This is a genomic window from Pedobacter sp. MR22-3 (genome assembly GCF_026240075.1).
Classification (GTDB): Bacteria; Bacteroidota; Bacteroidia; order Sphingobacteriales; family Sphingobacteriaceae; genus Pedobacter.
In genome coordinates this window covers 301,009-324,856 of sequence record NZ_JAPIVF010000005.1, presented here as the reverse complement: position 1 = coordinate 324,856, position 23,848 = coordinate 301,009, and the positions used below count along the sequence as shown (strand labels likewise).

Genomic DNA, 23,848 nt, shown 5'->3' with positions numbered 1-23,848 from the left:
AAAATTTATAATTGAGGAGGGTGAGTTGTTATAGTTTCTTTAGACTCTTGAGATGTTGGATCGTCCGGTGTTGCAACAACATCTGAAAAATCTGCCTTTTTATCTTCTTCAGCAGCCTTTTGTTGCTGCTGAAAAGCCTGCCAATCATTTTTTCTTTTTGATTTAGCGATAATGCTGATTCCTAAGGCAATAAAGATTAATGGCCACATAAACTTAAACAGGTTTCTGATGGTAAACCAATCCGGGATGAAATCCATTTCCCGCATTAAAAAGAAACAACCAATCACCAGCATCACCAAGCCAGCAACTGTACGCCCGGTATCATTAGGCTTATTAAATTTATTGAAATCGGGCTGGGTTTCGAAAGCCGTTTTTGAAGCACCTTCATTTACAGGTTGCGTCCAGTTTGGATTTCCACTTCCTGCAGGTCCGGTAAATGGAGATGGATTACCAAATGGACTGGTATTTTTTTGATTAAAATAATCGTTAAATTTTGAGAACCTGGATGCCGGATCATTGTTAACCGGAACGATGATCCACATGATCACATAGGCGATCAAACCGGCCCCAGCCATAAAAATGGTTGACAATACAAATAACAATCTGATTATGGTAACCTCAACCTGCATATAGTCTGCAAGTCCTGAAGCTACCCCGGCAATCATCTTATCATGTTCGTTTCTAAAAAGCTTCTTTTCCATAATGCTGTTTATTTAGCGTTTAAAAATCCAGCGGTGTGATTAAAATCTCATCAACATTTGCCCCTTTACTTAAGTTTAAAATGGCATAAAGCGTTTCAGCAATATCGGCGGGTTGTACAAATTTCTCATCTGGTATAGTTGTTCCTTCCCAAGAAGCTGTTTTTGTTGAACCCGGCAAAAAGGCTGTTACTTTAACATGGTGTGGTGCTAACTCTTGCCGCAATACATGATTAAGACTTAACATCGCTGATTTTGTTACACTATAACTTCCACCATTTTCGACAGGGATTTTGCTCGCCACCGAACAGATGTTAAAAATATGTCCACAGCGCCTTGAACGCATTTCTTTCCCCAAAAATTTACTGATGTAATAAGCTGCATTAACGTTTAGCGCTTGTTGCGCTTCGAAAACTTCATCCGTTTCATCTAACAAACTGCCTGGCATATAAACACCTACATTATTAACAAGAACATCTATATGGCCGAATTCATTTTTTACCTGTTGAAGAAATTGATAAACCTCTTCCTTAATAGAACAATCTACCTGATAAGTTTTAATCATTCGATCTGGCTGCGCAAGTTTTTCACGCAGTTCATCTAAATCATGCGAACTTCTGGCTACCAATGCCAAATCATACCCTTCATTACAAAGTTTAACTGCTATTGCCCGACCAATGCCTTTTGTTGCGCCCGTGATTACCGCTTTCATTTCCCGTTATTTAATTTTGTTGACAAAAAACCATATTAATAATCAAAACCACGAATATTTTTGCAATTATCAAAGACCGACAACTTTTTTATCGTTTCTTTGTAGTAATATAAATGATCATTTAAATTAAGCAATACATACGGAATGAATTTTACCAATTTCGGGAGATACATCCTGCTACTCAAATCTGTATTCAGAAGGCCGGAAAAACTTAAAATATATTTGAAGGAAATTGCCAAGCAAATGGATTATGTAGGTGTGGGCTCACTGGGCCTTATCGCCATCATCTCTACATTTATTGGTGCAGTAATGACCCTCCAGATTGCTTTCCAGCTGGTGAGTGATTTTATACCTAAAACCATTATCGGTTCAGTGAACAGAGATTCGAGTATTCTGGAGTTAAGTCCAACCATCAGCGCAATTGTGCTGGCTGGAAAAATCGGCTCTGCTATTTCATCTGAAATTGGCTCTATGCGTGTAACCGAACAGATTGATGCACTGGAAATTATGGGCATTAATGCGCCGGGTTATTTAATTCTTCCAAAAATCATCTCAGGCATTACCATGGTACCTATGCTGGTAATCATCTCTATGTTTTTAAGTATCTCTGGTGGTTATCTTGGCGGTTCACTATCAGGTGCAGTTACTCCGGCAGAATATCTTCAGGGAATCACCACAGATTTTAACCCTTATACCATTGTGGTTGCTTTGGTAAAAGCTTTTGTTTTTGGATTTATTATTACTTCAGTTCCGGCATATGAAGGTTTTTATGTTCGTGGCGGAGCTTTAGAAGTTTCTCAGGCCAGTACCAGGGCAGTTGTAATTAGCTGTATCTCTATTCTTGTTTGCGATTATTTAGTTACCCAATTGTTATTGTAATGATCGAAGTTAAAGATATATATAAATCATTTTCGGGCAATGACGTTTTAAAAGGCATTTCCGGTAAGTTTGAAGAGGGTGTTACGAACTTGATTATTGGAGGTTCGGGCTCTGGTAAAACAACCTTGCTGAAATGTATGGTTGGTTTACATCAGCCAGATTCCGGTTCTGTTTTATATGATGGCCGCGACTTTACCCCTATGACTTACGAACAAAGGATCGAAGTGCGTAAAGAAATCGGAATGCTTTTTCAGGGTTCTGCCCTATTTGACAGTATGACGGTAGAGGATAATATTATGTTTCCGCTGAATATGTTTACTGATCAAACCAGAAAAGAAAAGCTGGAACGCGTAAATTTTTGTCTGGAACGCGTTAATCTGGCTGGCAAAAACAAATTGTTCCCGGCAGAACTTTCAGGCGGAATGAAGAAACGTGTGGGTATCGCCCGTGCCATTTCAATGAATCCTAAATACTTATTTTGTGATGAGCCTAATTCTGGATTGGATCCAAAAACTTCCATTGTTATTGATGAATTAATTCAGGAGTTAACCGAAGAATTCAAAACCACTACCATTGTAGTTACCCATGATATGAACTCTGTAATGGGGATTGGAGATTATATTTTATTCCTGCATGAAGGTAAGAAATTTTGGGAAGGTAGTAATAAGGAAATTGCGCATACAGACATTAAAGAGTTGAACGACTTTGTGTTCGCAAGTCGCTTTATGAAAGCTGCAAAAGACAAGTTTTAAATACAACTATCATTGCGAGTTACGAAGCAATAACGAACAACACATATTAATACATGATACAATTATTGACCCCAACGCACTGGAAAGATTATGAACTGATTGACTGCGGGGATTTTGAAAAATTAGAACGTTTTGGAAATGTGATTTTAATCCGTCCTGAACCACAGGCCGTTTGGAAAAAAACATTATCAGAATCAGAGTGGAAAAAAACAGCGAACATTACATTCAGAGGTCGGTCTGCAACTTCAGGAGAGTGGGTTAAAAAAAATCAATCCATACCAGATCGCTGGCATGTAGAATATAAAAATGACGAAGTGGCTATTAAACTTCGCTTAGGACTAACTTCCTTTAAACATGTTGGTGTGTTCCCTGAGCAAGCGGTTAACTGGGATTTTATTTCTTCTTCCATTAAAAAATTTAAAACGCCCCAACCAAAGGTGCTCAACCTTTTTGCCTATACAGGTGCTGCCTCTTTAATTGCAAATGCTGCCGGAGCAGAAACCACCCACGTCGATTCTATTAAACAGGTCGTAACCTGGGCAAATGAAAATCAAGAATTATCTGGCTTGAAAAATACCCGTTGGATGGTGGAAGATGCTTTAAAGTTTGTAAAAAAAGAACTGAAGAGAGGTAAAAAATACAATGGTATTATTTTAGATCCACCAGCATATGGCCATGGACCGAATGGCGAAAAGTGGAAGCTGGAAGATCATATCCAGGAAATGATGCAAGATGTAGTTCAGCTTTTGGATGAAGAGGAACATTTCTTAATTTTAAATACCTATTCATTAGGATTTTCATCTGTGATTGTCGAAAATTTAATCCGGACCTCTTATCCAAGTGTTCAGAACTTAGAAACAGGCGAGTTATACTTACAAGCTACTGCAGGTATAAAACTACCTTTAGGTGTTTTTGGTAAATTCTGTAACGTATAATTTATTTGTTTTAATTCAGCAAATTTCCATATCTTTTCCGATTAAAAGCCAGTTGTAAAAACTGCAACACTAAATAACCCATTATATTATCTATGAAATTCCCCAAATTAGCAGGCACAATTATACTTGGCTTTGCTGCAATCAGTTTATTTGCAAACTGTAACTCAGATGGCAAGAGCAAAAGTGGTACCGGCCAGAATACATCTGACACCACTAAAAAGAAAGGAGATTCAACCGCAAACGTGATGAAGCCTGTTGATCCAAAACTATATGATTCTCTTGTAAAAAAACTTGCTAACGGTGATACCACAGGCAAATGGCCGGTTAAAAATCAACCTGTTCCACTTGCTGGCGCCATTTTACCTTTTAAAAGGATTGTGGTTTATTACGGAAACCTTCACTCTAAAAAAATGGGGGCTTTGGGTGAGTACGCACCAAAAGAGATGTGGCAACGCCTAAATGCTGAAGTTAAACATTGGGAAAAGGCTGACCCTTCTACACCTGTTCAACCGGGTTTGCATTACATTGCTGCAGTAGCAAGCGGAACACCTGGAAAAGACAAAAAATATATCAACCGGATGGGTAACAAACAGATTGATTCTGTATTAACCATTGCAAAAATGCAACCTAATACCATCGTTTTTCTGGATTTACAGGTGGCATTAAGCACTATAAAGGATGAGCTTCCGCATATTGCCAAATATCTTCAGTTGCCATATGTGCATTTAGGAATCGATCCTGAATTTTCAATGAAAGATGGTTCTCTTCCAGGCAAAAAAATTGGAACTTATGATGCTGCTGATGTCAACTATGTAACAGGATACCTTGCAGATATCGTTAAAAAATACAACTTGCCTCCGAAAGTATTTGTTTTACACCGTTTTACAAAGAAAATGGTAACCAATGCTGCAAACATTAAATTACGTCCGGAAGTACAGGTGGTTGTACACATGGATGGATGGGGTGAGCCAGAACTGAAGAAAGGTACCTATCGCCATTTCGTTTATGGTGAGCCTGTGCAGTTTACAGGTTTCAAGCTTTTTTATAAAAATGATTTGAAAAAAGAACCTAAACGTTTAATGACTCCGGAAGAGTTATTAAAACTTACACCGAAACCGATCTACATTCAGTATCAGTAAAAAAAAGCCCATGATGATCATGGGCTTTTTTTATTTCATTTTAGGGTCTAAATTAAACTGGAAATTATACCCACCACTAATTTTCAAAAGTGAGCAATGCATGCTGACTTGCGGTATGAATATCTCGCCAAACCCGGTTAATTTCTGATTCCTTTTTAGCGGCTTCCAACCCACCATAAGGGAAAAGCGTATCAGCAGCTCTTCTACAGGCATGAGCAAGTTTCCTGCTTATGCGACTCACCATTTGCAATTGATCTTCTTGTATCGAACCATTTTGAATAAGTTGATCCCATGATTGATCAAAGGTGGTATAAAATTGATTTCTCAACGATTCAACTTCGGTTTTGCAACCATTTAATTCAGAAGTAAAAAAAGCTACCTGTTCATCATTGTATCTGCTTAGCCCCGAACGTGCAAAAAAAGAATCTTCCACCAACCGGATAAAATGCCTGCCCATCCCCAGGCTATTCACAGCCAGCGTAGTTTCAGCCAGTTGTAAAAAAGGATAATCAAAGCCTTGATCTGCCACTTTAATATCGCTATTGATTTTAAAGGTTCTGTTTACTGGAACAAGCAGGTCTTTTACTTCAAATGCATGACTTCCGGTTGCAATCAACCCAAAATATGACCAGCCGGAAAGAATTTCCACTTCATTTTTCTTAAGGATAAAAGAGATGACTTCAGGATTTCCATCTTCATCTAGAAGATCAGTACCATCTACTTTTTTTATCGTACAATTGGCTGTAAAAACAGTAGCATGCAAGGCACCACTGGCATATTTCCAATGACCATTAATCAGGTAACCACTTTCCATTTGAACTGCCGTTCCTCCAACTGCACCACTGCCCGCAAAACAAACTTCCCTCTCTGAAAAAATTTCTTTCGCAAGTTCCTGATCTAAAAAACCCGCAAACCAGGCGGCACCAGCGCAAAGGGTTACAGTCCACCCTAAGCTCCCATCGGCTTCAGCCAACTCCTCTTCAAGATGTAAAATTTCAGGAAGTTTCTTCCCTGCACCACCATAAATTTGAGGCACAAAAAGTTTAAACCAGTTTTCCTTGTAGGCAAGGTCCAAAATTTCCGGATGCAACTCTCCCAACGCTTCAGATTGCGCTGCAAATTCCCTTACCTTATTTTGCCAGGTTGATGTTAACGTATTTTGCATGTTTTTTTATCTAATGAGCATGGAAGGTATTCGATTCAAAGCAAATACTACCTTTTCCATATTGGTAGTGTTAAGCCACCCTAAATTTCCTCTTGCCGATAATTCTCTTCCAATCTAGAAAGCCAAATATGGCGACTATAAAAAGGAAAGTAGTTAGGCAGGCCATGAGCGGTAGCTTTTTATGAAATAATAAAGGTATAGCCACTATATTGGAGATGTTGAGGAAAATCCAATTCTCAATTTTACGTTTTGCGAGCAGCCACATTCCGGCCCATGCGGTTGATGACACGAAGGCATCCAGAAGTGGTACGTCAGAATCAGTGTGGTGTCTTAATGCAAAATATAACACAAAGAAACCAACTACAGCAATTAACACTGCAATTAACAACTCCTGGCTGGTACTCCATGATACCTGGTTTTCACCGTCAATTTTGCGCTTTTTCCAAATCATCCACCCATAAACACTCATCACCAGATAGTAAATGCTGAGCAACATTTCTGCATAGAGCTTAACATTAAGTAAAAGAAACATGGATAATAGAATGGAAATAATGCCGGTGGGATATAACCAGATGTTGTTTTTTTTAGCCAGTAAAACCTCAGAAACACCGAAACCAACGGCCAGCCATTCTATGATTGAAGTATGTAGAATTTGTTGTTGAAAAAGCCTGAACCACTCCTGAAAATTCATTTACAATAATTTTGCCTCACGGCAGATAAAAATAATTGAAACTGCTTTCAGGGCGAAACAGTATGTTGAATTAACCTCTTCCCTACGCCGGCATTATCCGGATCAGGTGCATTTAAGTTAAAAGTTTTGGTTCAAAGTTAAAAGCTTAAACTTTCGACTTTGGACTTTTAACTTTCCAATTAAAACGGGTGTAATCTCAGCCTCCGATTGCAACAGGTCTTGCACAATTCAAAAGCACCCCTTTGAGTAAGGCAAATATAGATTTAAATTTTAAGATACGTAATCGAAAGATACTATTCTTTTAAACTCTCAACAGGTGGAGGATTGCCCGACCCACCAATTCTTTAAATGTGAAATAGTCGAATTTACCATCAGTATTTATGCTACAAAGGAAATCAGCGTTTATATTTCAACCTAATGGTTGGTGTCACATCAACCATTAGGTTCTTGTATAGCGATTACATTAAGATTGCTGCGTACCTCAGCAATAACGACTTATTGTTTAAAAAAGTCCCAATTGACCTTTGTCATCAATTTCAATATCATTGGGATTGGTAATTTCGAAATCTACCTTTTTAGCCGGCTTTTCTTCAGCTTTCGGCTTATCCTTAATTTTAGGTTCTTCTTTTTTCGCCGGTGCAGGTTTTTCTACTTCTTCAACAGCTTTTTCTTCAGTCCCGGTTTCTTCCTCTTTAATCCCAGTTGGTTCCTGAGCTGGTTGTTTGATTACCGGCTTTTCTTCCTGTACTATTTTCTCTTCAACAGCAGGCACTATTTTCCGTTCAAATTTAGGCTTTGGCTGCTCTTTTATTGCTGTTTCGGCAACCTCCTCAACTACTTCTGGCTTAGAAATTTCTTCATTGGTTTCAGGCTCGGCCATATCATTAACTGTTTCTGTTTCTACTACCGCCCCTTCAATACCTTCACCTGACTCATCATTACTCCCACTTTGTTCATTTTCATCAGCATCTTCCACTTCAATGGCGGGTTCTTCCAACACTACTTTTTGCACATCATGTGGCGATAAGCGGTTGCCATTTGCCTTTAAGCCTTTTACATCAATTAATTCTGCAAGCATCAAATCTAACGTCTCCGGAATTTGCGTTTTACCTTTAAGCACATCAACAATAATCCTTGCGGCAGGGTGCGCCGTTAAAAACAACAATTTAGATTTTTGTTCCTCACTGATAAAAATGGTTTTTCTACCAATGGATTGCAGTTCAAAAACAAAACGCTTGATGAAATAATTTTGTGCTTTGCCTTCAAAATGAACCGCAGCAAATACCTTTTCAGGATCAAACTTTTCGATCAAAATCAAGCCGTCATCAAAGTGGTTACTTAGTTCAAATGAGCTTAATTCATAATAACCGTCTTTATGTACCTGTAAAATCCGGTCATCACCATCAAACTCACCGAGATACTTCCCTCTTCCATCAACGTTTAGGCGCTTTAACAAATCATCATACCAAATTTTTAACCCTGATAAGGTAGAAACCCCTTTACTTTTTAAGGTGATTTTTTTAACGGGATATTTAGAAATGATATTCCCCTGCGATCCACGACCTTTAATGGCTACTTCAGCAAAATCCTGATCAAATTGAAGCTTACGCAATTTAGAGTGCGGCTTCAGGGCAACATTTATAATTTCAGCTTCACCATTCGGATTGGCAGTAAAATATAAAACTTTCGAGCCTTTTGATCCTTTGGTTAAATCGTATTCCTTATCTCTTGTTACACCGACAACTGCAAAACGCTTAATGTAAGCTACTCCTGTACCGCCATCTTTGTAAATCATATTGTAGATGGTGCGCTCGTCGTTTTTTTTAAAAACCTGGGCATGAATAATTCCCTTTCCAACAAAGGTTTTATCGGCCACTTTGGTGATCATACACTTTCCATCTTCACGGAAAACAATCACTTCATCAATGTCTGAGCAATCTGCAATAAACTCATCTTTACGTAAGCCCGTACCAATGAAACCATCCTCACGGTTTACATACAGTTTCACATTTGCTAAAGCCACTTTTGAAGCTTCTACCCGATCAAACAAACGGATTTCAGTTTTCCGTTCTCTACCTTTCCCGTATTTATCTTTTAATTTCTGAAACCAGGCGATGGTGTAATCGGTCAGGTGTTTTAAGTGATTTTTAACCACCTTGATTTCATCTTCCAGATTTTTCATTTGCTCATCTGCCTTTTTCACATCAAAACGGGTGATGCTACTCATTGGTTTATCGATCAGCTTTTTAAAATCTTCGGGTAAAATTTCCCGGTAAAGCGAAGGTTTGAAAGGATCAAAAAGTAAATGCAATACTTCAACAACGGTATCGAAATTACTGGAATTTTCATATTCAGGGTTTTTATACATCCCCTCCTGAATAAATATCTTAAGTAGTGAACTAAAAAAGATTTTTTCCTGCAGCTCATGCAGGCGAATCTCCAGTTCTTTTTTTAATAAACTTTTGGTGTGTTTGGTATTTTGAATCAGGATGTCGTTTACACTTAAAAAGTGTGGCTTATCATCCTGGATAATACAGGTATTGGGTGAGATCGAAACCTCGCAAGCCGTAAAAGCATATAATGCATCAATGGTTACATCAGGCGAAATTCCGGGAGCCAGGTGCACAATAATTTCTACATGCGCTGCTGTACTGTCTTCAATTTTTTTGATTTTGATTTTGCCCTTATCGTTGGCAGCCAGAATACTGTCGATGACAGAGCTGGTTGTGGTACTGTAAGGAACTTCTGTAATCACGAGGGTTTTCTTATCCTTTTCGGTGATTTTTGCCCTAACCCTGATTTTGCCGCCGCGCTGTCCTTCATTATAATTCGAAAAATCAGCCATTCCACCGGTAAAAAAGTCAGGTACAATATTCGGCCTTTCTCCTTTTAACACATCAATCGAAGCATCCAGCAATTCGTTAAAATTGTGTGGCATTACCTTAGTTGCCAAACCAACGGCAATACCTTCTGCTCCCTGTGCCAATAACAACGGAAATTTAACCGGTAAAGTGATGGGTTCATTATTTCGTCCATCATAACTCAATTGCCATTCGGTAGTATCGGGATTGAAGACCACTTCATTTGCGAATTTCGACAAGCGGGCTTCAATATAACGCGGTGCCGCAGCACTATCGCCGGTAATGGGATCTCCCCAGTTGCCCTGCATATCAATCAGCAAATCTTTCTGACCAATTTGTACCATTGCATCACCAATGGAAGCATCACCATGTGGGTGATACTTCATGGTATTTCCAATTACATTGGCTGCCTTATTGAAACGCCCATCATCCATTTCTTTCAACGAATGCATAATACGGCGCTGAACAGGTTTTAAACCATCATGAATATGCGGAACGGCACGATCCAGAATTACATAAGACGCATAATCGAGAAACCAGTTTTCATATAAACCATTAATTGGCGTTACGGTATGCTTGTGTTCTTCGTTTATGTTTTGGTCTAATTCTTCACTCATCTATTTACAAAATTGGCAGCCGTAAATATAATAAAAATGATCTCATCGAATGAACAGAGGTTATGCACATTCAAAGTTCAAATTTTGATGGAATGACTTAAATAATTAAATTTTACCCTTTTATTGAAGTGTTTATTTTACATGATGCCGGACTTTTAGCTTTGATAAAACGCTATCTTTCCAGCCTGTCTTCTACAAAAGAAAAAGGCAGTAAGCTTTTTACGCTGGGTACTTTTAAGATTTCGCCATTGAGGCAGTAAAAAATCACTTCAATTGGTGTTGTTTGTTTACGTTCAAATTCTGCCATCACCTGCAAACAGCCTCCGCATGAGGTAACAGGTTTTGTGATCTGGAAATGATCAGTTTGCGCAGTAATGGCCATGCTTTCAATAATGGCATTGGGCTGATTGGATCCGATAGAGAATAATGCTACACGCTCTGCACACAATCCGGATGGATAGGCTAAATTTTCCTGGTTGCTCCCAAGAATGGTTTCACCGGATGCCAAACGGATGGCCGTACCCACCCTGAACTTTGAATAAGGTGAATATGAACCCTTTAAGGCCAGCTCTGCATTTTCACAAAGCAGCTTGTCTTTTGTGTTCAGTTCATTAAGGCCAGCATACTGCTCAAAACTAATATTCAGATTTAATAATTTCATTTATTGTTGATTATTATGCCGCCAATGTTAAATTTTTGCAGCGGGCGAACAATTTAGTTTATTTTTTGTATTATTTATAAATATGCCCTAAAATTTATTTAGGGGTACGCTTTTAGCATTTAAAGAAACCATCAAACATTATCAGCTTTGAATAAATACGTACGTAAAAGTTTAAAAATTTTACTCTGGGTAATTGCTTCAATTATCATCCTGGTTGTCGGTATAGCCCTTTCACTAAATATTCCTGCCGTACAAAATTTTGTAAAAGGAAAGGCAATTAACTATCTCAAAACCAAAACTAAAACTGAAGTCAGTTTGGAAAGCATTAAAATTGCTTTACCTAAAGATGTGGTTTTAAATAAATTTTACATCGAAGACCGAAAAGGCGATACACTGCTATATGCTGAAAAGTTAGCCGTAGATATCAGTCTGTTTAAATTATTAAAGAATACGGTTGAGATTAATAATATTGAGTTAAAAAATATCCGTGCGAATGTGAAGCGTATTAACCCCGATACCACATTTAATTTTTCTTTCCTGGTCGATGCTTTTATGAGTGACCAGAAAAAACCAGAAAAAAAAGTGGATCAGGATACGACTTCAACCCTCAAATTTTCTGTAGATAAGGTTTCTTTTGAAGATATTGGCATTACCTATCGGGATGATGTGGCCGGAAATGATGTAAAACTCTATTTAGGGGCATTTAAAACTAAATTAAAAACATTTGATTTAGCCAACCAGCACTATGTGATTAAAGCGCTTAACTTAAATAATACTTCGCTTAAATATCTTCAGCAAAAACCTTTAACCCAATTGGTACAGCACATTACCAATAGTGTAGATAGTAGCCAGAAAGAAACAGGGAAACTGCCTTTAATTGAAGTGGAAAATTTTGCCTTCAACAATGTGAAGGTAAATTATGATGATCAGATCTCCACAACGAAAGCCATTGCTACTGTAAATGAATTGGGTCTGGTCCATTTAAAGGTAGATCTCACTAACAGTAAATACACTGTAGAGGATGCTAAATTAAATAAATCCAATATTCTCTTCGCCTTTAAACCTGCACCAAGCAACAATTTAAAAAAAGTTAAAGATACGGTTGTTCCGGAAAAATCGCCTTTGGGCTTGATGATTAAAAATATCAGCCTAACAGATAATAATTTTCAGTTTGATAACCTTGGTGCAAAAGCCGCACCTAAAGGAATGGACTTTAATCACCTCAAAATCAGCAGACTTACTTTTGGTGCCAGCGATGTAAGTTACAGTGCTGATGGTATTAAAGCCAATGTTAAAAATGGATCATTGAAAGAAAAGAGTGGTTTTGCCTTAAATGAGTTAAAAGGAAATGCCATATATAATGATAAGCAGATTAAGTTAAGCAACTTCATTTTAAAAACGCCAAACACCGCCATTGAAAATGCCACCGAACTTAACTTTACTTCAATGGATGACTTAACTAAACATCCTGAAAAAGTGAAACTGGCACTAAGTTTCAAAAATACGACTATAGGGTTAAAAGATGCCGGTTATTTCAGTGATGCCATTCCGGCGAATTACCGCAATGAAAAAATTAAACTGAATGCAAAGGTAAATGGCTATCTTAATAACCTGAACATCCCACTTTTACAAATCAGCGGATTAAAGAATACACAGATAGACATTAGTGGTACGGCCAAAGGCTTACCTGACATAAACAAAACCTTTCTTGATCTGAATATTAAAAAACTTTATATCACAAAAAGCGACATTCTGGTGGCCGTACCTAAAAAATCACTTCCACCATCTATTGAACTTCCAAATGTAATCAATGCCAGAGGAAAGTTTACCGGATCAATGACTGATTTCAACACCAATATGAATATTCAAACGGATATGGGTGGTGCAATAGTAGTTGCGGGAATGAAGGGACCAAAAGGGAGAGAAAGCTATAAAGCAGATATCAGTCTGAATAATTTCAATGTTGGTCGATTGCTAAAAATGCAGCCTAAATTAGGTCGTGTTACGGTGAAGGCTGATGTTGCAGGGACCGGCCTTGATCCTAAAAAAATTAATGCAAAATTTAACGCACGGGTTTTAAATGCCTATTATAATAAATACACCTATCGCAACCTGAATCTTGCCGGTACATATGCCAATCAGAAAATAGCCATTAACAGTAGCATGCCGGATAGCAATGCCAATTTTGCATTGAATGCCAATGTTAACCTGGCGGGAAAATATCCGGCGGTGAAGGCAGATTTAAACTTAAAGCAGTTAAATCTACAAGCCTTGAATTTTAGTCCGACAGTATTAAGTGCTGCAGGCCTTGTTAAGGTTGATTTGGCCACCGCAGATGCAGATTACTTAAATGGCAGTGTTGATGTTACAGGTTTACAGCTGGTAAAAGATCAGCAAAGAATTAATGTGGATACCATATCTGTCAGAGCTAAAAGCACAGCAACTGAAAATGAGCTGACCCTCAAATCAGAAGTTTTATCAGCAAAAATCGATGGTAAATATCAACTGACGAAAGTGAGCAATGCCATCATTAATGAAATTAACAAATATTATGCTTTTGGAGAAGTGACCAAAATCCCAGATCAACGGATGCGTTTCTTTGTTAAGGTTTATGATTCAAAATTATTGAAGCAGTTTGTTCCGGAGTTGACCGTTTTTAAACCCTCGCAATTTTACGGGTTAATTGATACCCAAAAAGACAGCCTGCAGATTAAAGGGAGTTTCCCACAGGTGGTATATGGTGATTTTAAAATCGATACCACACTGATAAACATCAATAACGATAACAATAAACTGGATTATGCCTTAACCGTTAAAGCATTGCAAAGTCCATCAGTTTCACTTTTTAATACAGAAGTAAGTGGTGAAGCGGCAAGTAATATCTTAGGTGTTAATATTTTTCTTCGCGACAGACAACGTAAAGATAAATATGTAATCGGTGGAAATTTTCAATCTATTAATAAAGACTTCAAATTTACTTTAGATCCGCAAAAATTATTGCTCGACTATCAAAAATGGGTGGTATCTCAAGATAATTATATCCAGTTTGGTGCATCCGGCATACTGGTGAATCAATTTCAGATCAGCAACAGCGGTCAGTCATTATCGATTAACAGTAACCCTACACAACCCAATGCACCGCTATCCGTTGAGTTTAAAGATTTCCAGTTAGAAACCCTGACTAAATTTGCAGAAACAGATACTACTTTGGTGGGCGGGCGTTTAAATGGAACAGCAAATGTGAAAGATCTGGCTTCATCAGCTAAATTTGAGGCAAACTTAACTATCGATCAATTGCGTTATCAAAAAGATCAGTTAGGTACGTTGCGTTTAGCCGTTAATAATGACACACAAAATGCCTATGAAGTAAATGTGGCCTTAAGCGGCGTGCACGATTTAAGGGTAAACGGATTCTATTACACGGCTCCGAAAAGTGCATTGGATTTAACTGTAAACATTGATAAAATAGAATTAAAAAATATAGAGAGTTTATCTGCCGGACAATTAAAAAACGGAACCGGAACCATTACTGGTGCCTTAAGTGTTAAGGGTGAATTAACTGCACCTAAAATTTTAGGCGACCTTACTTTTAATAATGCCGGGATTAATGTGGCCTATGTTAACTCTTATTTCAGAATGCCTAATGAAAAGATTTCCTTCACCAATGAAGGCATTAGCTTTAATAACTTTACGCTGATAGATTCTCTAAACCAGAAAGCAACCATCAATGGAAAGGTAATGACTACAGATTACAGAAGTTATCGTTTTGGTTTAGATATTAAGATGAATAACTTCAGGGCCATTAATTCTACTGCAGCTGATAATGACATGATTTATGGAAAGGTTTTCTTAACCAGTGATATTCAGGTTAGAGGAGATATGAATCAGCCAGATGTGAAGATGAATATTAAGGTGAATAAAGATACCAGATTCTTCTTCGCCCTGCCTTCAAGCGATCCATCCATTATAGATCAGGATGGCATTGTACAATTTATTGATGCAGATGCACCACCATTTAACGGGCAAAAAGCACTTAAAGTGGATAGCATCAATAAATCTTCCATGAAAGGTATTAACCTGGTCGCAGCCATTACCATTGATCCTGAAGCAGAACTTAATGTGGTGGTAGATCCTTCAAATGGTGACGCCTTGAATATTAAGGGTGATGCCAACCTGAATGCCACCATGGATCCAAGTGGAAAAATAAGCATGACCGGCCGTTATGAAGTTATTGATGGTTCTTATAATTTATCTGTTGGCCCTTTAGGCAAAAAAGAATTTAAGCTGGTTAAAGGCAGTACCATCGTATGGACAGGCGAACCGACATCAGCAAATGTAAACTTAACGGCACTTTATGAGGTAAATGCAGCACCTATTGATTTATTGAACCAGCCAGATTTATACGAAGCAAGAACCAAGTTGCCTTTTCAGGTTTATCTGATGATGAAAGGTGAACTGTTGAAGCCGATTATTTCCTTCAGGTTAGACCTGCCTGAAAATGAGCGTAATGCATTAGGCGGACAGGTATATACCAGATTGATTAACGTTAACCGGAATGAAAGCGAGTTGAATAAACAGGTATTCGCCTTACTGGCATTGAATAGATTTATCGCCAATAATCCTTTTGAAAGTTTAGCCGGTGGCGGTGGTGGTGTTTCTACACTTGCCCGCTCTAGTGTGAGCAAACTTTTGACAGAGCAATTAAATAACCTGACTTCTGATTTGATTCAGGGGGTAGATCTTAATTTTGGAGTGAATTCATCAGAAGATTATTCTACCGGTTCCATGCAGCAAAAAACTGACCTTGAAGTGGGCTTATCCAAGAAGTTGCTTAATGATCGGTTAACGGTTACCGTAGGAAGCTCATTTGCATTGGAAGGTCCGCAGGCGCCAGGTGAAAAATCAACAGACATTGCAGGAAATGTAAATGTAGAATATGCCCTATCGGCAGATGGAAGATATAGGTTAAGAGCTTACAGAAGAAATCAAAACGATGTAATTGTGCAGGGACAGATTATCGAGACAGGTTTAGGATTTACCCTTGTTGTGGATTACAATAAATTCAGAGAAATATTCCAGAAGAAAAGAAACAGAAGAACAAGAAACATTGAACAGAAAGCACAAAATGAGAAAACTAACTAGACCTATCCTATTTCTATTGGCTTGTTTAGTTTACGCGGGCTGTAGCAGTACCAAATCTTTAAAACCAGGGCAGATTTTATATACCGGCGCTGAAGTAAAAATTAATCCTGATTCTACAGGTAAAATTGACGACGAAAAACAGATAAAGGCAGACTTAAAAGGTAAGACACGACCTAAGCCTAATAATAAATTGAAACTGGCCATTTATAATTTTGCCGGCGAACCTAAAAAGGCAAAAGGTGGATTAAGAAACTGGATTCGAAAAAAAGGGCAGGCTCCTGTGCTTTTAAGTGAGGTTAAACTTAAATACAATAATGATGTACTAACCAGTTATCTGTTGAGTGAAGGTTACCTGCAGGCCGAAGTAACAGGTGATACAGTGGTTAAAAATAGAAAAGGAAAAGCCATTTACACTGCTAATACTGGTCAGCGGTATAAAATTAATCAGGTAAATTTTCCGCCGGATTCTGGTGTGCTGACTAAAATTATCAATACCAATAAAGCCAAAACCTTATTAAAAGCAGGGGATTTTTACGACCTTGACAATTATAAAAACGAGCGGATCAGAATTGATAACGATTTAAAAGAAAATGGTTATTTCTATTTCAGTCCTGATTATTTAATTATGCAGGTGGATAGTACCATTGGCAAAAACCTGGTTAATGTTTCAATAAAGGTGAAGGATATTGCTCCGGATGCTGCATTAAAGCCATATACCATTAAAAACATCAATATCTATCCAAACTATTCCTTAAGAAGAGATACGATTTTAAGACGTTTAAAACCCCTGGAGTACAAGGATTTTAATATTTATGATGATCGAAATACCTTTAAGCCACGCTTGTTTGATCGTTTGGTTTTCTTCCAGAAAGGGGAACCATATAACCGTAAAGATCATAACCAATCATTAAACAGGATGGTTAATATTGGTGCCTTTCAGGATGTAAGAGCAGAATTTTTACCTGTAGACAGTTTTAAAAACAACCAGCTGGACCTTAATATTTACCTGACGCCTTTAAAGAAAAACTCACTGACGTTTTCGGTGACCGGAACCAGTAAATCCAATAACTTTGTGGGTTCGGAAGTGAAGGTGACACAAACCACCAGAAACCTTTTTAGGGGCGCAGAACAGTTAGACTTAAGTGTAGGTGGTGGTTTTGAAACCCAAACCAGGGGAACATCACTGGGCCGGAATTCCCTCTCCCTTACTACCGAAGCTAAGTTAACTTTCCCCAGATTTATTGTTCCCTTTTATAAGCCGAACAGCACCACCGCCTTTATTCCCAAAACCATTGCCTCGCTCTCATATCAAATGCTGAACCGGGGTAGTGAATATACGCTGAATGCTTTTAAAGGTGAATTTGGGTATAACTTTCAAGAAAACCAGTATAAGGAACATAATTTTAATCCAATATCAGTAAGTTACGTTTCAACTAGTTTCCCTTCAGACACTACAAAATTAAGATTATATACAGAAAATCCTCTTTTAAGAACTACCCTAGAAAACCAATTCATCATTGGAAGTAATTATAACTTCACCTACACCAACCAAATGGAAACCAACCGAAGAAACAATACATTTTTCTTTGGTAGTATAGAAACCGGTGGGAACCTGTGGGGTACATTTGTTCCGAAGGATGAAGAAGGCAAGCGCTCCATTTTTAATGTTCCTTTATCTCAATTTGTTAGATTAGAAGCCGACTTAAGGGATTATTATAAAATCAACAGAAATGTAACCTGGGCCAACCGGTTAAATGTTGGTTATGGTTATGCATATGGGAACAGTACTTCTTTACCATTTGTAAGACAATTTTTTGCCGGAGGTAGTAATGACATCAGGGCTTTTCCAGCCAGAACTTTAGGTCCTGGAACATACAAAGTACCAGATAATGCTATTTTTGCCGATCAGGGTGGAGATATCAAACTGATGCTGAATTCAGAATTAAGATTTAAACTCGTCAGTGTATTATATGGTGCATTATTTGTAGATGCAGGTAATATCTGGCTCAGAAAAGAGGATGTGGGTATTCCTGGAACGGAAAATACCGGTAGGCCTGGTTCTGAATTTAAACTCAAAAACGCGTTAAATGAATTGGCTGTTGGTACCGGAGCGGGGTTACGTGTTGATGCAACCATCTTTGTCGTTCGTTTAGATGTGGCATTCCCGGTGCGTAAACCTTATTTAGCAGAAGGACAGCGCTGGGTATTTGATAATATCGCCTTTGGTGACAAGGACTGGAGAAGAGAGAATTTAATCTTTAACATTGGAATTGGATATCCGTTTTAAGCATCATGAAGTTAGTTAGCAAAATCAGACATTTTTTTATAGCACTGTACCATCTTTTTATAGCAGCAGGTAAGGGTTTTGTGGAAGACAGGATTACGAAACTGAGCGCGTCCCTTGCTTATTATACAATATTTTCGCTAACACCTTTAATTATTATTGTTTTATCTGCCGCCACCTTGTTTTTAGGAAATAAAAGCAATACCGATACACGAAACAGGTTTTTTGCTCAGGTTACAGATATGGTTGGTCCGGATGCTGCCGTTCAGATTCAGGGTTTTGTGGAACATTCCACCAAATCGGGTCAGTCTACTATTGGCTTAATTATTGGTATCGCCACACTAATTATTGGTTCTACAGCCATTTTTATTGAAATTCAGGACAGCATCAACATGATCTGGAAGGTAAAGGCCATTCCAAAAAAGGGCTGGCTGAAAATGTTAACGAACCGGCTTCTTTCTTTTTCACTGATTGTTTCCATGGGTTTTTTGCTGTTGGTATCACTCGTGATTAACAGTGTGGTGGTGGGCCTTGGCGATAAGCTGATTGCTTTACTTTCCAAGAGTGAAATTGATGAGGTGATTCCGGTGGCGGATGATACGATGGCCCTGATCATTTATATTTTAAATAATGTGATTACACTCGCAGCAGTAACAGCTGTTTTTACAGTCATCTTTAAAGTGCTGCCCGACGTGGTTATTAAATGGAAATCAGCCATTATTGGTGCTTTATTCACGGCTGTACTTTTCAGCTTAGGTAAGTATTTAATCGGAATTTATATTGAGAAAGGCAATCCGGGTTCTGCATTTGGTGCGGCAAGTTCTATCATTGTAATCCTGCTGTGGATTTATTATACTTCAATAATTCTTTATTTTGGTGCTGAGTTTACACAAGCTTATGCAGAAAAGTACGATGGCGGAATTGCACCGAGTAAATATGCCGTATTTACGAAAATTACCATTGTAGAGAAAAACGTGGACGTTCTTCCTCCTCAACATCCGGAAGAAACCGTTCATGCACCAGTCAACTAACTGAAGCAAATCCTTATTTTAGGAGATCATTTCCCGCTATCGGATGTATTTTAAAATTTTCTCCAGTAGCTCATGTTCCAGGAACGGTTTCAGTACTAATTCATCCATTCCGGAGGCCAGGTATTTCAGCCGGTCTTCTAGTAAAACATTGGCAGTGATCCCCAATATCGGGGTGCTGCGCTTTTTAGCATCGTTTTCATTTCTAATCTTACCAGCAAGTTCTATCCCGCCCATTTTGAGCATTTGTATATCAGTTAAGATAAGATCATATTCATTTTCGCAAAATAATTTATAGGCTTCTTCTCCGTTATATACCGCATCATAAGAAATTTTATATTTTTTGAGAATGGTACCAGCCAGCATAATATTCAACTTGTTATCATCAGCCATTAAAATTCTTTTTCGTTCCAGTAATGTGGCTTTATCAAATAATTCTGTGTTTACCCTTTCTGTAAAAGTATGGTGAGTGATTTGATAAGGTATTTCGAAAGAAAACACAGCGCCCTCCCCTTCCTCACTCCTTACATAAATGGTTCCGCCTTGAAATTCAACTATTTTTTTACAAATGGCCAGGCCCAGGCCTGTACCATGTTGTCTTTCTTTTGTTGAAGTACCGTAAACCTGGGCAAATTCTTCGAAAATAATTTCCTGATCAGCAAGCTTAATGCCTATACCTGTATCAATAATATTTACTTTAAGTTTTGCCTGGTTTCTATTAGTTAAAGTGAGCAATGCTTCCAATGTGACGCTTCCACGTGACGTAAATTTGATGGCATTGCCTAACAAATTCATCAGCACCTGCTTTAGCCTCAAAGGATCACCAAGAAAATAGATATCCTCGTTTACAGACATCTCCAGATAGAAACCAATCTCCTTTTGTGAAGCCTGAATACGCATGCTTTCAAAAACATTTTTAATGGTAGTATAAGGTAAGAAAGGAACTTGAGCTAAAGTCACCTTGCCTGTTTCATATTTTGAAAAATCAAGAATATCATTGACAACATTCAGAAGCATCATAGATGATTCGCTGATGGCGGCAACCTGTTCCTTTTGTACAGGCGTAAAGTCAATCTGAATCAACTGTTCCGAGAATCCGATAATGGAGCTTAGAGGTGTGCGAATTTCATGACTCATGTTTGCCAGGAAGCAGCTTTTGGTGCGCGCATAAGATACCAGTTCATTGCTGTAATCAATTAAAGCTTTTTCATCCTTATAACAATGGTAGATCATGTAAAAGATAAAAGCCAATAAACCAACAGTGAGCGTAAGCAATACTTTGGTAAATTTATCTAAATTAATAACCGCATTCAAGGTGCTTTTATGAGTGATTTGCGATAAGTTGTAATAGTATTCTTTCTCAATGGATTGATATCTTTTTAATCCTTGAATGATGCCAGAAATTAATTGATAATCAATGTTAAACAATTGTTTTTCTTCATTGATAAGATCAATCCTTAAATATTCATTAATGGCTTTAAGCTGCAACTCATTACGGGCTAAGCGGACAGAATCAGTTGTTTGAACCAGTGCGGATGTAGTAATACGATTCTGGTCTTTAATTTTAAAAAGATTAGTTTCCGGAAGAGATTGCCGTTCAAGTACCTGATCAAGCTTTATTGAAAAACTGATCAGACTGTCACACAAAATTTTCAGCCTGATAAACTCGTTTATAGCCGGTTGGTTTTGACTGATTAAATAAGGTTGACCTTTAGATATAAAATCGTTTTGCTTTTTCCGGCTGATGGCATCAAGAATGAAGGAGATTTCCTTAATCTCCTTCATAAATTCGTGGTGATAACAATGCTTTCTATTCACCATGAACATTCTGCAGTTGTTTTTTGCATGATATAACTTTAAAATACAACTATCAAGTTTAGCGTAATCATATTCTACCTGAGCAATTTTATCAACCGATTGGAGAAGCGGCAGGTTTGAAAAATTCACAAAAATAACGGCTGTTATTCCGAAAATGATCAAAATTGAAGAGACAATGATCAGGTATTTGTTTGCTAAACTTTTAGTGGATTTCAAATGCGTCGATTTAATTTTGTGATTATATCAACGCCGAATTTATGCTACTTCATCAATTATCTTAGGTTCTTCCTCCACCTCGTCTTTCTCCACACGAAGATTTCTGATGATATGTTGTTGCCTATCAGGAGTATTTTTTCCCATATAATATTCCAACAGGCTTTTAATGGTCTGATCTTTTAAAATAACAGGATCAAGCCTGATATCTTTACCAATAAACAAACCAAACTCATCAGGAGAAATCTCTCCCAATCCTTTAAAACGGGTGATTTCGGGCTTGCTACCTAATTTTGCAATAGCATTTCGACGCTCTTCATCACTATAACAATAAATGGTTTCTTTCTTATTTCTAACCCTAAACAAGGGTGTCTGTAATATATAAACATGGCCTGCTTTTACTAAATCAGGAAAAAACTGAAGAAAAAAGGTCATCATGAGTAAACGGATGTGCATGCCGTCCACATCTGCATCAGTCGCAATTACGATATTGTTGTAATGCAAACCATCCAGGCCATCTTCAATATTAAGCGCATGTTGCAGTAAATTAAACTCTTCATTTTCATAAACCACTTTTTTAGTCAGCTCATAGCAGTTAAGTGGTTTACCTTTTAAGCTGAAAACGGCCTGGCAATCCACATCCCTTGATTTTGTAATGGAACCTGATGCTGAATCACCTTCAGTAATAAATAAGGTCGTTTCATAGCGTTTTTCATGTGTACTGTTAAAATGAACCTTACAGTCACGCAGTTTTTTATTGTGTAGCGAAGCTTTTTTAGCCCTGTCGTTTGCTAACTTTTTAATTCCTGCAATGTCTTTACGTTCCCGTTCAGATTGATTAATACGCTTCAAAAGGGCATCTGCCACATCCGGATTTTTGTGCAGATAATCATCCAGTTCTTTTTTAACGAAATCGTTAATAAATGTAGCTACCGATGGTCCTTCAGGCCCCATATTCTGAGAACCCAGCTTCGTTTTGGTCTGCGATTCGAAAACAGGTTCCTGTACCCGGATGGAAATGGCCGCTATAATAGATGAACGGACATCAGCTGCATCAAATTCCTTCTTAAAAAATTCACGAACGGTTTTTACTACTGCCGCGCGAAAGGCCGCCTGGTGTGTTCCGCCCTGTGTGGTGTGCTGCCCGTTGACAAAAGAATGGTAATCCTCACCATATTGCTGTCCGTGGGTCATGGCAATTTCGATATCATGCCCTACCATATGTATAATCGGATAGCGAATTTCTTCAGGCTTATTGAATTTGGAAAGCAAATCATACAAGCCCCTTTCTGAAAAATATTTCTGATTATTGAAATTGATGGTCAAACCCGTGTTCAGAAACACGTAATTCCATACCATACTTTCTACAAAATCAGGGATATAATGGTAATTTCTGAAAATGGTTTCATCAGGATAAAAGGTAATGGCCGTTCCATTGCGCTGGGTAGTATCAATTACGGGTTGTTCATTTACAATTTCCCCTTTAGAAAACTCTACTTTTTTGGTTTTACCATCACGGTATGATTGTACGGTAAATATGGTGGATAAGGCATTTACAGCCTTGGTACCAACACCATTTAACCCAACAGATTTCTGAAAGGCATTGCTGTCATATTTCCCCCCCGTATTGATCTTACTTACACAATCAATCACTTTTCCTAATGGGATACCACGACCATAATCACGAACATTTATTTTCTGCTCAGAAACAGTGATTTCAATGGTTTTTCCGGTTCCCATCACAAACTCATCAATAGAATTATCTACAATTTCTTTCAACAAAACATAAATTCCATCATCTTGTGCAGAACCATCACCCAGTTTACCAATGTACATACCGGGCCGTAATCGAATGTGTTCTTTCCAATCTAATGAGCGAATGCTGTCGTCGTTATAAATTACTTCTGCCATAAATTTTTTAATTGTTATCAGGTTGGTTGAACTTTACGATTACACAAAGGAGCCTTACCGAGGGATGTTCGGAACAAGCCTTAACACTCAACATGACAATAAGTTTGGGATGATTTGATATCGCTTAAATGAGCCATCATCTGTGATGACGGTTCAAAAGCCGGATAGCAAAATTATTGTACAATAATAGTTTTAATCTTTGAAGCTCGCAAATGAAAATTTCAACAATTGTTAAGGGGATTGAGGAGCCCGGAAAATGAGAGATGGAAAAGTGAGAATTTTTGAATGTTGAATGGTCAAATTACCAGCTGAAAACGGCCAACCGGAAACTTCTTCCATAAT

At 38.0% G+C, this 23,848-nt stretch carries 15 protein-coding genes; 7 read left to right on the top strand and 8 right to left on the bottom strand.

Going from position 1 to position 23,848, the window contains the following annotated elements; translation table 11 throughout:
* Positions 1 to 5: 5 nt before the first annotated feature.
* Entirely contained in the window at positions 6 to 701 is a 696-nt protein-coding gene (locus OQ267_RS13905) for a PspC domain-containing protein (protein WP_265836382.1), read from the bottom strand.
* A gap of 19 nt (positions 702 to 720) precedes the next feature.
* Positions 721 to 1,410 (bottom strand): SDR family oxidoreductase, encoded by a 690-nt coding sequence (locus OQ267_RS13900; RefSeq protein ID WP_265836380.1) that lies wholly within the window; start codon positions 1,408 to 1,410, stop codon positions 721 to 723.
* 144 nt (positions 1,411 to 1,554) lie between these two features.
* Here OQ267_RS13900 and OQ267_RS13895 point away from each other — a divergent pair, with 144 nt between their 5' ends.
* From OQ267_RS13895 to OQ267_RS13880, 4 genes are all read left to right on the top strand, one after another.
* On the top strand, positions 1,555 to 2,289 hold the full coding sequence (locus OQ267_RS13895) for an MlaE family ABC transporter permease (RefSeq protein ID WP_029284070.1): 735 nt from the start codon (positions 1,555 to 1,557) through the stop codon (positions 2,287 to 2,289).
* Positions 2,289 to 3,041: an ABC transporter ATP-binding protein gene (locus OQ267_RS13890; protein WP_029284071.1), complete on the top strand. Its 753-nt coding sequence runs from the start codon at positions 2,289 to 2,291 to the stop codon at positions 3,039 to 3,041. The genes OQ267_RS13895 and OQ267_RS13890 overlap by 1 nt, the downstream gene beginning before the upstream one ends.
* Before the next feature lie 53 nt (positions 3,042 to 3,094).
* Entirely contained in the window at positions 3,095 to 3,976 is an 882-nt protein-coding gene (locus OQ267_RS13885; RefSeq protein WP_265818980.1) for a class I SAM-dependent methyltransferase, read from the top strand.
* A gap of 92 nt (positions 3,977 to 4,068) precedes the next feature.
* On the top strand, positions 4,069 to 5,115 hold the full coding sequence (locus OQ267_RS13880; protein WP_265836379.1) for a hypothetical protein: 1,047 nt from the start codon (positions 4,069 to 4,071) through the stop codon (positions 5,113 to 5,115).
* A gap of 76 nt (positions 5,116 to 5,191) precedes the next feature.
* On the opposite strand, the gene OQ267_RS13875 is transcribed toward OQ267_RS13880, so the two are convergent.
* From OQ267_RS13875 to OQ267_RS13860, 4 genes are all read right to left on the bottom strand, one after another.
* The gene (locus OQ267_RS13875; RefSeq protein WP_088300301.1) at positions 5,192 to 6,280 is read right to left on the bottom strand and encodes an acyl-CoA dehydrogenase family protein; all 1,089 of its coding nucleotides are present in this window, start codon (positions 6,278 to 6,280) and stop codon (positions 5,192 to 5,194) included.
* A 70-nt stretch (positions 6,281 to 6,350) separates the two neighbouring features.
* Positions 6,351 to 6,971: a nicotinamide riboside transporter PnuC gene (pnuC, locus tag OQ267_RS13870; RefSeq protein WP_265836378.1), complete on the bottom strand. Its 621-nt coding sequence runs from the start codon at positions 6,969 to 6,971 to the stop codon at positions 6,351 to 6,353.
* A gap of 502 nt (positions 6,972 to 7,473) precedes the next feature.
* The gene (locus tag OQ267_RS13865) at positions 7,474 to 10,449 is read right to left on the bottom strand and encodes a DNA gyrase/topoisomerase IV subunit A (RefSeq protein ID WP_265836377.1); all 2,976 of its coding nucleotides are present in this window, start codon (positions 10,447 to 10,449) and stop codon (positions 7,474 to 7,476) included.
* Positions 10,450 to 10,621: 172 nt separating this feature from the next.
* On the bottom strand, positions 10,622 to 11,110 hold the full coding sequence (locus OQ267_RS13860; RefSeq protein ID WP_088300304.1) for a cytidine deaminase: 489 nt from the start codon (positions 11,108 to 11,110) through the stop codon (positions 10,622 to 10,624).
* Positions 11,111 to 11,257: 147 nt separating this feature from the next.
* Here OQ267_RS13860 and OQ267_RS13855 point away from each other — a divergent pair, with 147 nt between their 5' ends.
* The 3 genes from OQ267_RS13855 to OQ267_RS13845 are packed head-to-tail and all read left to right on the top strand — an operon-like array spanning position 11,258 to position 19,567.
* Positions 11,258 to 16,252 carry a translocation/assembly module TamB domain-containing protein gene (locus OQ267_RS13855; RefSeq protein WP_265836375.1) on the top strand — a complete coding sequence of 1,665 codons (4,995 nt, stop codon included), beginning with the start codon at positions 11,258 to 11,260 and terminating at the stop codon, positions 16,250 to 16,252.
* Positions 16,236 to 18,539 (top strand): BamA/TamA family outer membrane protein, encoded by a 2,304-nt coding sequence (locus tag OQ267_RS13850; protein WP_265836373.1) that lies wholly within the window; start codon positions 16,236 to 16,238, stop codon positions 18,537 to 18,539. The genes OQ267_RS13855 and OQ267_RS13850 overlap by 17 nt, the downstream gene beginning before the upstream one ends.
* Before the next feature lie 5 nt (positions 18,540 to 18,544).
* Positions 18,545 to 19,567: a YihY/virulence factor BrkB family protein gene (locus OQ267_RS13845; protein WP_088300306.1), complete on the top strand. Its 1,023-nt coding sequence runs from the start codon at positions 18,545 to 18,547 to the stop codon at positions 19,565 to 19,567.
* Positions 19,568 to 19,603: 36 nt separating this feature from the next.
* Here the strand turns inward: OQ267_RS13845 and OQ267_RS13840 are convergent, their stop codons facing one another.
* Positions 19,604 to 21,598, bottom strand: coding sequence for an ATP-binding protein (locus tag OQ267_RS13840; protein WP_265836371.1), 1,995 nt, complete (start codon positions 21,596 to 21,598; stop codon positions 19,604 to 19,606).
* 39 nt (positions 21,599 to 21,637) lie between these two features.
* A complete protein-coding gene (locus OQ267_RS13835) occupies positions 21,638 to 23,506 on the bottom strand; it encodes a DNA topoisomerase IV subunit B (RefSeq protein ID WP_265836370.1) in 1,869 nt (622 codons plus the stop codon).
* Positions 23,507 to 23,848: the final 342 nt, after the last annotated feature.

What these genes read in the sequence shown, in the direction of transcription:
- OQ267_RS13890 (WP_029284071.1), top strand. Translation starts at nt 2,289, where the DNA reads ATGATCGAAGTTAAAGATATATATAAATCATTTTCGGGCAATGACGTT.
- OQ267_RS13845 (WP_088300306.1), top strand. Translation starts at nt 18,545, where the DNA reads ATGAAGTTAGTTAGCAAAATCAGACATTTTTTTATAGCACTGTACCAT.
- OQ267_RS13865 (WP_265836377.1), bottom strand. Translation starts at nt 10,449, where the DNA reads ATGAGTGAAGAATTAGACCAAAACATAAACGAAGAACACAAGCATACC.
- OQ267_RS13900 (WP_265836380.1), bottom strand. Translation starts at nt 1,410, where the DNA reads ATGAAAGCGGTAATCACGGGCGCAACAAAAGGCATTGGTCGGGCAATA.
- OQ267_RS13880 (WP_265836379.1), top strand. Translation starts at nt 4,069, where the DNA reads ATGAAATTCCCCAAATTAGCAGGCACAATTATACTTGGCTTTGCTGCA.
- pnuC (WP_265836378.1), bottom strand. Translation starts at nt 6,971, where the DNA reads ATGAATTTTCAGGAGTGGTTCAGGCTTTTTCAACAACAAATTCTACAT.
- OQ267_RS13895 (WP_029284070.1), top strand. Translation starts at nt 1,555, where the DNA reads ATGAATTTTACCAATTTCGGGAGATACATCCTGCTACTCAAATCTGTA.
- OQ267_RS13905 (WP_265836382.1), bottom strand. Translation starts at nt 701, where the DNA reads ATGGAAAAGAAGCTTTTTAGAAACGAACATGATAAGATGATTGCCGGG.
- OQ267_RS13875 (WP_088300301.1), bottom strand. Translation starts at nt 6,280, where the DNA reads ATGCAAAATACGTTAACATCAACCTGGCAAAATAAGGTAAGGGAATTT.
- OQ267_RS13835 (WP_265836370.1), bottom strand. Translation starts at nt 23,506, where the DNA reads ATGGCAGAAGTAATTTATAACGACGACAGCATTCGCTCATTAGATTGG.
- OQ267_RS13885 (WP_265818980.1), top strand. Translation starts at nt 3,095, where the DNA reads ATGATACAATTATTGACCCCAACGCACTGGAAAGATTATGAACTGATT.
- OQ267_RS13850 (WP_265836373.1), top strand. Translation starts at nt 16,236, where the DNA reads ATGAGAAAACTAACTAGACCTATCCTATTTCTATTGGCTTGTTTAGTT.
- OQ267_RS13860 (WP_088300304.1), bottom strand. Translation starts at nt 11,110, where the DNA reads ATGAAATTATTAAATCTGAATATTAGTTTTGAGCAGTATGCTGGCCTT.